The 10,309-nt window shown below is 59.2% G+C and carries 10 protein-coding genes; 1 reads left to right on the top strand and 9 read right to left on the bottom strand.

Annotated features, from left to right (window positions below; genetic code table 11):
* From H5368_RS13220 to H5368_RS13205, 3 genes are all read right to left on the bottom strand, one after another.
* On the bottom strand, positions 1-165 hold a 165-nt coding region (locus H5368_RS13220), incomplete at its 3' end, for a transposase (protein ID WP_182823976.1).
* A gap of 2,731 nt (positions 166-2,896) precedes the next feature.
* Positions 2,897-3,520 carry a DUF998 domain-containing protein gene (locus H5368_RS13210; protein WP_182825458.1) on the bottom strand — a complete coding sequence of 208 codons (624 nt, stop codon included), beginning with the start codon at positions 3,518-3,520 and terminating at the stop codon, positions 2,897-2,899.
* 78 nt (positions 3,521-3,598) lie between these two features.
* Complete coding sequence (locus tag H5368_RS13205) at positions 3,599-4,309, bottom strand: NYN domain-containing protein (protein ID WP_182825456.1); 711 nt, start codon at positions 4,307-4,309, stop codon at positions 3,599-3,601.
* A 1,121-nt stretch (positions 4,310-5,430) separates the two neighbouring features.
* On the opposite strand from H5368_RS13205, the gene H5368_RS13200 reads away from it, so the two are divergent.
* Entirely contained in the window at positions 5,431-5,673 is a 243-nt protein-coding gene (locus H5368_RS13200; protein WP_182622437.1) for a hypothetical protein, read from the top strand.
* Between the two features lie 119 nt (positions 5,674-5,792).
* Here the strand turns inward: H5368_RS13200 and H5368_RS13195 are convergent, their stop codons facing one another.
* From H5368_RS13195 to H5368_RS13170, 6 genes are all read right to left on the bottom strand, one after another.
* Positions 5,793-6,299, bottom strand: coding sequence for a hypothetical protein (locus tag H5368_RS13195; RefSeq protein WP_182825454.1), 507 nt, complete (start codon positions 6,297-6,299; stop codon positions 5,793-5,795).
* A 111-nt stretch (positions 6,300-6,410) separates the two neighbouring features.
* Entirely contained in the window at positions 6,411-6,731 is a 321-nt protein-coding gene (locus H5368_RS13190; protein WP_182825452.1) for a hypothetical protein, read from the bottom strand.
* A 1,053-nt stretch (positions 6,732-7,784) separates the two neighbouring features.
* Complete coding sequence (locus H5368_RS13185; protein WP_182825450.1) at positions 7,785-8,090, bottom strand: hypothetical protein; 306 nt, start codon at positions 8,088-8,090, stop codon at positions 7,785-7,787.
* Positions 8,091-8,559: 469 nt separating this feature from the next.
* Entirely contained in the window at positions 8,560-8,877 is a 318-nt protein-coding gene (locus tag H5368_RS13180) for a hypothetical protein (protein WP_182825448.1), read from the bottom strand.
* 617 nt (positions 8,878-9,494) lie between these two features.
* A complete protein-coding gene (locus H5368_RS13175) occupies positions 9,495-9,815 on the bottom strand; it encodes a hypothetical protein (protein WP_182825446.1) in 321 nt (106 codons plus the stop codon).
* A gap of 134 nt (positions 9,816-9,949) precedes the next feature.
* Positions 9,950-10,270: a hypothetical protein gene (locus H5368_RS13170; protein ID WP_182825446.1), complete on the bottom strand. Its 321-nt coding sequence runs from the start codon at positions 10,268-10,270 to the stop codon at positions 9,950-9,952.
* Between the last annotated feature and the right edge of the window lie 39 nt (positions 10,271-10,309).

The raw sequence follows: 10,309 nt of genomic DNA, 5'->3' as shown, positions 1-10,309 counted from the left end.
TCCCTCGCGGGCCAACTTGCGCCAACGAGACAACATGAAAGGGTGGATGTAAAGCGACTCGGCAACATCGGCGACGGAGACGCCGGGAAGCTCACTCAGGCGTACTGCGGTGGCCTTGAAGTGGTCTGTGTAGCGATAGGTTGTTCGGGGGCCTGGCGTAGGCATAAAGACACTCCTGATCGTTAGGTCAGGGTGTCCACTGAAGCGAAGGAACTACCGCTTCGGCTTGAACGACTTGTTAGGCGGCAGCTGGCCCGGATGGTGCACTCACCGACCCCGAAACCGTGCAGCCCAACCCCTGAGCCGAACACTACAACACCTTGAGCCGATCTGGCCGTGCCGCCCGGTCGGGGCGCGATGTGGCCTGCGGCAGGCTTGCGAACCGCTGCGACGAGCGACTGTTGCCGAAGCTGAGGTTGCTCGGCAGCCCCGAATGCTCATGGTCACGATGTTGGCGCGGAGCCTGCTGCCCGGCCTGGGCGATTCTCAACGAAGCGACCCTACGAGCTGGCCGGGACTGTCCGAAGAGCAACCCACGATGTGCGAGCGGGCTTGTCCAGTGACGCCTAACACCAGAGTTAAGCCGTGCCGCGAAGCGGCATCGGCTTGAACGACTCGTTAGGCCGCCGTTCCCTGGCACCTGCGCCCGACGTGCGGCAGCCCAACCCTGAGGCGAACAGTACAACAAGCGCTGTGCCTGGTGCTGCCGAAACGCACCCTGCGCGCGGCCACGAACCCTCACCGCGCACTGCCCGAAGCCGACCCGGCAGGTCGAACCTTGCGAAGAGTCGCGCCTGTCCGAAGCCGAGCTGCTGCATGGCTGACTGCCGATGCCTGCACCGCGCGTGCGAGGCGCAAACGCTGCGGATGAGCGAGGCGCTACAGATTGCCTGGAACCCGGCAACAACAGTGCGGGAAACAAGGCCTAACACCTAAGTTAAGCCGCGCCGCGCAGTGGAGCCAAGCACATGGCAAGCTGTACCTGCCATGTGCTTGGCGTAACGAAGCGGTGTCGGCTTGAACGCATTGTTAGGCGGCACGCGCAGAACGACAGAATGAGCGTGAGCCGATGCGCGTGTGCTCCAGCAGCCTCTGGTCTTCGAGTCTTCTTGCGAGACTAGCGAACACCCAACCCTTAGGCCCGTACTGCGCTCCACCCTGTGGAACGGCGACCATATTGAGGTCAAGGCAATTCTTGACGTGAGCTATGGGTACCCAGCGATCGGGATAGCTGGACTCCGACTTCTTGACGAAATCGAGGATCTCTAGCGCCAATGCGTCAAGCAACTCTTGAACGTTCTGTCTGTGAAGCATCGGATCCCCCAGATCTTCCTGTGCCGCCTAACGCCAGAGTTAAGCCGAGCTGCGTAGTGGAGCGAAACACATGGCAAGCTTTACCTGCCATGTGTTTTGCGTAACGAAGCGGCTTCGGCTTGAACGATTTGTTAGGCCGTCGCACTCCGAGCTTGCGCCCCACCTTGCGACAGCCCAACCCCTGAGGCGAACACTACAACAAGTCTGGCCGAACGGCCTGAGACTTGCACTTGCCGGGGCGGAGCCAAAACCAGCGACTCGCGCGACCAAGAACTCTCACGGCGCACTGCCCGAAGCCGACTCGGCAGGTCGAATCTTGCGAAGAGTCGCGCCTGTCCGGAGCCGAGGTGCTGCAGGCCTGATTGCCGATACCTGCACCGCGCGTGCGAGGTGCAAACGTTGCGGATACGCGATGCGCTACAGATCGCCTGGAACCCGGCAACAACAGTGCGGGAAACAAGGCCTAACACCTAAGTTAAGCCGCGCCGCAGCGGGGCGTGAAGCACATGGCAAGCTGCACCTGCCATGTGATTTGCGCCCCGATGCGGTGTCGGCTTGAACGCATTGTTAGGCCGCGCTACCGCACAGCAAGTGCGGTCGAATGGATGCTGCCAATGCGTCAAGTGTTGCACGATCTGGCGTACTTGGTGGCGACGGGTAAACCTCCAGAAGCCGATCGGACCGCCAGCGCGGGTGAACATGAAAGTGAAGATGCGGAACCTCTTGGCCCGCCGCCTCACCGTTGGAACTCCACACGCTAATGCCCTGACAGGAAAGCGCACTGGACACGGCACGAGTGACGTCTGCCACAGCCGCCATCAAAGCCGCTCCAGTCTCACTATCAAGTTCGCGGATGTCCGCCAAGTGAGCTTTGGGCACCACCAAGATGTGGCCCGGATGGAACTGCCGGGTATCGACGAAGGCCACGGTAAGCGTGTCCTCTCTCACGAAGCTGGCCGGCGCGTCCTTGGCAAGGATCTCGCAGAAGATGCATCCGTCCGCCACAGCTCTCTCCGAGCGGCCTAACACCTAAGTTAAGCCGAGACGCGTAGTGGAGCTAAACACATGGCAAGCTGTACCTGCCATGTGTTTTGCGGAACGAAGCGGCTTCGGCTTGAACGCATTGTTAGGCCCTACTCTGCCACGAAGAACTCAACCTTTCCGCAGGTTTCGCATGCGTAAGTGTCAAAGTTCTCCCGGTTAGTGAAGAGTCTTCCCACGTCGAGCAGAAGTCCAGGCAAGAGGCTTCCTTCGTGCAGCCTCATGCGCCGAACAAAACTCATCTTGTTGCTACACCGCAAGCATGCCAAGGCTCGCTGCTCGGCATGCGATGAGGACTCGCGATATTGGACGAAGTCTTCAGCGGGCGGACTCCCATCTACTCCGGCCCCACATTTCCAGCACACGACATAGCCATCTTCGATGGCTTCACCACAAGACTTACACGTATCGGTTGCCATGTACGCTCCGTGTAGGGCCTAACACCTAAGTTAAGCCGCGCCGCAGCGGGGCGTGAAGCACATGGCAAGCTGTACCTGCCATGTGGTTTGCGCCCCGATGCGGTGTCGGCTTGAACGCATTGTTAGGCCACACCTCGACGTGTCGGCCGAACAAGGGTTTGGTAGAAGAAGATGAGTGAGATTGCCATTGCTATGTCCAGGAGCCGCTGAAGGAAGCCGCGCCAAGGTGACAAATCAGGTTGAACCATGAGAGCAAATACAAGCGGGAAAGCCAAGCCAGTCAGCAGCATGAAGGTGCGCCGCCATGCGTATGCGTTGAAGCCGTAAGCCAGAGACAACAAAGCGACGCTGACACCCATGCCTAGGTACACCAAGACCCCGAATAGATTGTGCAGCTGCTGGCTCGTTGAACCCTCGATGGGGCAGCCGGCGTCGCAGGGAGCGAGTACGCCAAGAAGGAGTGAAGCAGGAAGCGACCACAAGAGCCAGAAGCCCAAGCGGCTAATCCCCGAAACCTGGGCAAGCGGCCTGGCTGACAATAGAAACGCAGAAAATAGAATGGCGGTCGCAAAGAATCCGCCGAAAGTTAGGGTCCGTGCCCACGCAGTGCCAGTTGCGTTGTACTCGCTCACGAAGTTGGCTAGCTGAGAGTAGCCTGGCTTAATGGCGCTTCCGATGAAGTAGAAGCCAATCACATACAAGATGCACGCGATGAGCAGTAGGCGAGTGATCTGCGCTCTATCCATGAGTTTCGATGATGTCCCCGTGGGGCCTAACGCCAGAATTAAGCCGTGCCGCGAAGCGGCATCGGCTTGAATGACTTGTTAGGTTTCCTTTACGCGAACATAGTAATGCACGTTCGGAGACCCATCCGATGATGCCACCGATTTTGTATCAAGAAACTTTTGCTTTCGAATCAGTTCGCTGAGCTTCTGGCAGCCGTAGTTGCGGGAATCGAACGACGGATGGCTCTTCGTGGCTAGGTTGCCTACAGCGGACAGGGCTGCCCAACCATCCTCTCGCGCCGCAGCTGCGATGGCTGGAACCAGGATGGTATGCAACGACTCCTGTGTAGGCTCCGGCTGAACCTTCTCGGGGCTGGAGGTTCGGAGGATCTCGGTGAAAATGAACTTGTCGCAGGCTGCGACAAACGGTTTAGGGGTCTTTCTCTCGCCGAATCCGTAAACAGCGAGACCAGCCTCGCGTATTCGAGTCGCGAGGCGCGTGAAGTCACTGTCAGATGAGACGAGGCAAAAGCCGTCAACGCCCCCGGAATGCAGTAGATCCATAGCGTCGATGATGAGCGCAGAATCAGTTGCGTTCTTTCCTACTGTGAATCGAAATTGCTGGATAGGCTGGATGGCAAGACTGTGGAGCGTCTCTTTCCATCCAGAAAGATTAGTTGTTGTCCAATCTCCGTATGCGCGCTTCACCGTGGCCGTGCCGTAGCGAGCCACTTCATTCAAAAGCTCCTGTGCAATGGCGGCTTGAGCATTATCTGAATCGATTAGTACCGCAAGTTTGTTGTTTGTCATTGCGAGCCGCGCAGATGGATGGGAGGAAACCTAACGCCAGAGTTAAGCCGAGACGCGCAGTAGAGCGAAGCACATGGCAAGCTTTACCTGCCATGTGGTTTGCGGAACGAAGCGGCTTCGGCTTGAACGACTTGTTAGGCCGCCGTACTCCGAGCTTGCGCCCGACCTTGAGACGGCCCAACCCCTGAGCCGAACAGTACAACAAGTCTGGCCGAACGGCCTGAGGCTGGCACTTGCCGGGGCCGAAGCCAGAACCGTCGACTCGCGCGCCCATGAACTCTCACAGCGCCCTGTCCGAAGCCGACTCGGCAGGTCGAATCTTGGCGAGAGTCGCGCCTGTCCTAAGCCGAGGTGCTGCAGGGCTGACTGCCGATGCCTGCACCGCGCGTGCGAGGTGCAAACGCTGCGGATAAGCGCTGCGCTACAGATCGCTTGGAACCCGGCAACAACAGTGCGGGGAACAAGGCCTAACACCAGAGTTAAGCCGTGCCGCGAAGCGGCATCGGCTTGAACGACTCGTTAGGCCGCCGTTCCCTGGCACCTGCGCCCGACGTGCGGCAGCCCAACCCCTGAAGCGACAGTACAACAAGCGCCGTGCCTGGTGCTGCCGAAACGCACCACGCGCGCGGCCAAAAACCCTCACCGCGCACTGCCCGAAGCCGACCCGGCCGGTCCAATCTTGCGAAGAGTCGCGCCTGTCCGAAGCCGAGGTGCTGCAGTGCTGACTGCCGATGCCTGCACCGCGCGTGCAAGGTGCAAACGCTGCGAATAAGCGATGCGTTACAGATTGCCTGGAACCCGGCAACAACAGTGCGGGAAACAAGGCCTAACACCAGAATTAAGCCGTGCCGCGAAGCGGCATCGGCTTGAATGAATTGTTAGGCACGGGGCCGCCAATGCCTGAGCAGTACAGGCTCACGAGGCGATCCAGGCCAGAGGTGAACGATGTAGCGGTCGTCTGCTGGATCAGACTCGTAAGTGATGGACTCAACGCCAGTCGCCAAGTAGAGCAGTTGATAAGAGCCTGCCTTTAGCTCAACACGCGGAGCTTCTGGCAGGTGGTCAGTGCAACCCATAACGACAAGCCGACCGCTTGGTACCTGTAGGGATGCCAACACCGCATGATCGTAGCCAGTGGGGTCAACGGACGGCTCGGCCCCGTGGACATGAATCTCCACTGGAACATTGACGTTGCGGAGGGTGCCCGGGCAGACCGAGGTTTCTCCGACCGCAAGCATTCGCTCAAGCGCCTCTTCAGTCCAAACGGAACCAAAGTCATCGTCGCAACCTTCATCCATAAGAATGAACTGGAAGTAATCAGCAAAGATGTCGAACGTACGAGAGAGTTCCATCCCAGTGCCTAACACCTAAGTTAAGCCGCGCCGCAGCGGGGCGTGAAGCACCTGGCAAGCTACACCTGCCATGTGGTTTGCGCCCCGATGCGGTGTCGGCTTGAACGCATTGTTAGGCGTCACGTGGAGCACTAGACGCCTGCTCGCTTGAGAAGCTCAATCTCGCTTTCTGGCTCCAGCGGCGGAGGGCCGAGAGGAAATCCACTTGCGCGTAGAAGGACCCCGTCCTTGATGTAGTAGAGATATCGGTAGCTCTTCAGCACGTATGGATTGTATTGCGCTGGATCCGGCGGCTCGTCGCAGGACCGAATGCTGTCCAAAGTGGGGCTGTCGCGCTTCGGATTGACGCGCAGCCACATCTTCGCGGATGCAAAGCTGTCCGGATGACCTTTGATGGTCGCGTCTACCGTTATATGGGCCAGCTGAGCGTACGGGCCGTCAGACAGTTGGGTGACGTCGCTGACGGTTCCGGTAAGTATCTGATCTACGTTTTGAGCCAGGTTGGTGAGGTACGCTTCCTCGCTCTTGCGGCTTCGCTGCCAGTAATCCTCCATTTGATCGGCCGTAGGCTCGCACGCCCCCGACTGCGCAGAAGCGAACAGAGCGGTGCAGATCCACACGAGCGTGAGATTCTTCATATGACGCCTAACACCTAAGTTAAGCCGAGACGCGTAGTGGAGCGAAGCACATGGCAAGCTGTATCTGCCATGTGCTTTGCGTAACGAAGCGGCTTCGGCTTGAACGCATTGTTAGGCGCGCCCCGCCGGGGTGCCAGACGCGAACTCTTTAACGCCAGCCGCAGCAAGCTGCGCCCTCGCCTCCGGGTCCTCCGCAACAACACGGCGAAGCGTGTGAAATACGTAGGTGCGGCACAGGCCTGGCCAAGCGACAAGCATGTAGAGAGCTCCGGCAACCAGCCAGTCCGGACGGGTCTGCGGCTTCCAGCCGCTGAAGTGTGCGACGGCGGTGTAGCCCAGAACACCCAACAGAACCCAGCGGAACCACGCCCAGAAGCGCGTGCCCCACAGTACGTTCTTGAAGTGGCGAATTTCCGAGTCTGTCAGTTTCACTTCACGCCTCCTTGCGGTGCAGTGGTGCGCCTAACACCTAAGTTAAGCCGAGACGCGTAGTGGAGCCAAGCACATGGCAAGCTGTATCTGCCATGTGGTTGGTGGAACGAAGCGGCTTCGGCTTGAACGCATTGTTAGGTGCCACCCGTAATGCAATGCTCTGTCACCGGCTGGATGAGCGCCCGGCGTAAAACAAACGGGCTCTCGTTCTTGGAGCCGGTGTCTTCCCTCAGAGCCAGAAAGTAGCCATCCACCATCGCCCACCCCTCGCGAGGCAACTGACCCTGGACGCACGCAACGCTGGAGAGGTGAATTGTCTCGACCGGCTGACAGGAAGCGGCAGAATTTGTTGTATCCCCGTCTGCGCACACGTTGAGATTACACCTTTTGCCATCAGCCACCACGTAGCCACAAGTTCTAACAAACTTTCCGTCCCAAGAACTAGCGCTCTTCACCAGGGCCGACGGAGTGACTTCCGTGAATCCGCCGCTATCGCAGCCCATCAATAGAGCAACAAGCATCAAACAGAGGACATTCTTCATGTGGCACCTAACACCAGAGTTAAGCCGAGACGCGTAGTGGAGCGAAGCACATGGCAAGCTGTATCTGCCATGTGGTTTGCGTAACGAAGCGGCTTCGGCTTGAACGACTTGTTAGGCCGCCGCACGCCGAGCTTGCGCCCAACCTTGCGACAGCCCAACCCCTGAGCCGAACAGTACAACAAGTCTGGGCGAACGGCCTGAGGCTGGCACTTGCCGGGGCCAAGGCCGGGACCACCACCTCGCGCGGCCAATAACTCTCACTGCGCTCTGTCCGAAGCCGACTCGGCCGGTCGAATCTTGCGGAGAGTCGCGTCTGTCCGAAGCCGAAGTGCTACAGAGCTGACTGCCGATGCCCGCAACGTGCGTGCGAGGTGAGAACGCTGCGGATCAGCGAGGTGCTACAGATTGCCTGGAACCCCGCAACAACAGTGCGGTAAACAAGGCCTAACGCCTGAATTAAGCCGAGCCGCGAAGCGGCTTCGGCTTGAATGAATTGTTAGGCAACATGCGGCTAGCTGCCTGAAGCGGCAATGGCTATAACAATAACAAGCACAGCAAGAGGGACAATCCAAAGCATGTCCCTCAACGCTTTGGCGCCGCGCTGCATGTCCTCATCGCTGTTCATTGCGGCATTAATACGGGCTGCCTCCCGGCGCTTGTATTCTTGCGCCAGTTCATCTGCGCGAAGTTTGATGTAGAGCGCTCTTCCTCGCTTTTCATCCCCGTCGGATAGAGCAACAGACTTCACGAACAGGGCGGCGTCAATCTGACCGCTTGCAACTTCCGCGGCGGCCAGCCCAAAGAAATGCTTGTCCACCGAGAATCTCCCCTATGTTGCCTAACACCAGAGTTAAGCCGAGACGCGCAGTGGAGCGAACCACATGGCAAGCTTTACCTGCCATGTGGTTTGCGTAACGAAGCGGATTCGGCTTGAACGACTTGTTAGGCCGCCGCACGCCGAGCTTGCGCCCAACCTTGCGACAGCCCAACCCCTGAGCCGAACAGTACAACAAGTCTGGCCGAACGGCCTGAGGCTGGCACTTGCCGGGGCCAAAGCCAGAACACTCGACTCGCGCGGCCTAGAACTCTCACCGCGCCTTGTCCAAAGCCGACTCGGCCGGTCGAGTCTTGCGGAGAGTCGCGCCTGTCCGAAGCCGAGGTACTGCAGGGGTGACTGCCGATGCCTGCACCGCGCGTGCGAGGTGCAAAAGCTGCGGATAAGCGAGGCAGTACAGATTGCCTGGAACCCGGCAACAACAGTTCGGGAACAAGGCCTAACACCAGAATTAATCCGCGTCGCGAAGCGACGTCGGCTTGAATGACTCGTTAGCCCGCATATCTGCAGCCTGACGCTCTCGTACCAGCTTGCCTGAGACCAACAGATTCTTTGCTGGAACGACCAAGCCTGACTCGAATGGGGTAAAAAGCACCGTCATAATGATCATTGGAACAAGGCCGATCGTCTTGGCACTCGGGTCAATCGCTCGGCAAGTTCGGTGCACCGCTGTTGCGTAAGCGATGACGGGGGGAACCGTGATGAGCGCCAAGAAAATTGAACTGGCGACCACCGCTCTGGACGAGTGCACTAATGCAGTGACGATCATGGCAGCGAACCACGCCACGTGGACCACGTAGCTCTGTAGGAGCCGCCGCCTCTGCTTGATCAGTTTGGGGATCAGAGATGCATCCACTGCGGCCTAACACCAGAGTTAAGCTGAGACGCGTAGTGGAGCGAAGCACATGGCAAGCTTTCTGTGCCATGTGGTTTGCGTAACGAAGCGGCTTCGGCTTGAACGACTCGTTAGGCCGCCGCTACCCAGCACCGGACCCAACCCCTGAGCCGAACAGTACAACAAGTCTTGCTGGAGAGCTTGGCCTGGCACCTGGCACGAGCGGAGCCTACAAGATCAAGTCGCGCGGCCAAGAACTCTCACCGCGGCCCGTCCGAAGCCGACTCGGCAGGTCGAATCTTGCGGAGGGTCGCGCCTATCCGAAGCCGAGCTGCTTCACGGCCGACAACCGACGCCGCTCACCGCGCGTGCGAGGTGCAAATGCCGTGGATGAGCGAGATTTCCAACTCGCCTGGACCTTCTCCCCGGCAGTGCGGGAAACAAGGCCTAACACCTAAGTTAAGCCGAGACGCGTAGTGGAGCAAAGCGCATGGCAAGCTGTACCTGCCATGTGCTTTGCGTAACGAAGCGGCTTCGGCTTGAACGCATTGTTAGGCGCGCCCCGCCGGTGTGCCAAGCGCGAACTCCTTAACGCCAGCCGCAGCGAGCTGTGCCCGGGCCTCCGGATCCTCCGCAACCACGCGGCGAAGCGTGTGAAATACGTAGGTGCGGCACAGACCTGGCCAAGCGACAAGCATGTAGAGAGCCCCGGCAACCAGCCAGTCCGGGCGGGTCAGCGGCTTCCAGCCGCTGAAGTGTGCGACGGCGGTGTAGGCCAAGACACCCAACAGAACCCAGCGGAACCACGCCCAGAAGCGGGTGCCCCACAGTACGTTCTTGAAGTGGCGAATTTCCGAGTCTGTCAGTTTCACTTCACGCCTCCTTGCGGTGCAGTAGTGCGCCTAACACCTAAGTTAAGCCGAGACGCGTAGTGGAGCAAAGCGCATGGCAAGCTGTACCTGCCATGTGCTTTGCGTAACGAAGCGGCTTCGGCTTGAACGCATTGTTAGGCGCGCCCCGCCGGTGTGCCAAGCGCGAACTCCTTAACGCCAGCCGCAGCGAGCTGTGCCCGGGCCTCCGGATCCTCCGCAACCACGCGGCGAAGCGTGTGAAATACGTAGGTGCGGCACAGACCTGGCCAAGCGACAAGCATGTAGAGAGCCCCGGCAACCAGCCAGTCCGGGCGGGTCAGCGGCTTCCAGCCGCTGAAGTGTGCGACGGCGGTGTAGGCCAAGACACCCAACAGAACCCAGCGGAACCACGCCCAGAAGCGGGTGCCCCACAGTACGTTCTTGAAGTGGCGAATTTCCGAGTCTGTCAGTTTCACTTCACGCCTCCTTGCGGTGCAGTAGTGCGCCTAACACCT

Origin of the sequence: Luteimonas sp. MC1782, assembly GCF_014164605.1 — a bacterium.
Lineage (GTDB): Bacteria > Pseudomonadota > Gammaproteobacteria > Xanthomonadales > Xanthomonadaceae > Luteimonas.
The sequence above is the reverse complement of the archived record's forward strand: the minus strand, read 5'-3'. Positions and strand labels throughout refer to the sequence as shown.

Bases quoted from the DNA above. Each gene is read 5' to 3' on its own strand.
- H5368_RS13210 (WP_182825458.1), bottom strand. From the start codon at position 3,520: ATGGATAGAGCGCAGATCACTCGCCTACTGCTCATCGCGTGCATCTTG.
- H5368_RS13205 (WP_182825456.1), bottom strand. From the start codon at position 4,309: ATGACAAACAACAAACTTGCGGTACTAATCGATTCAGATAATGCTCAA.
- H5368_RS13200 (WP_182622437.1), top strand. From the start codon at position 5,431: ATGATCGTAGCCAGTGGGGTCAACGGACGGCTCGGCCCCGTGGACATG.
- H5368_RS13195 (WP_182825454.1), bottom strand. From the start codon at position 6,299: ATGAAGAATCTCACGCTCGTGTGGATCTGCACCGCTCTGTTCGCTTCT.
- H5368_RS13180 (WP_182825448.1), bottom strand. From the start codon at position 8,877: ATGATCGTCACTGCATTAGTGCACTCGTCCAGAGCGGTGGTCGCCAGT.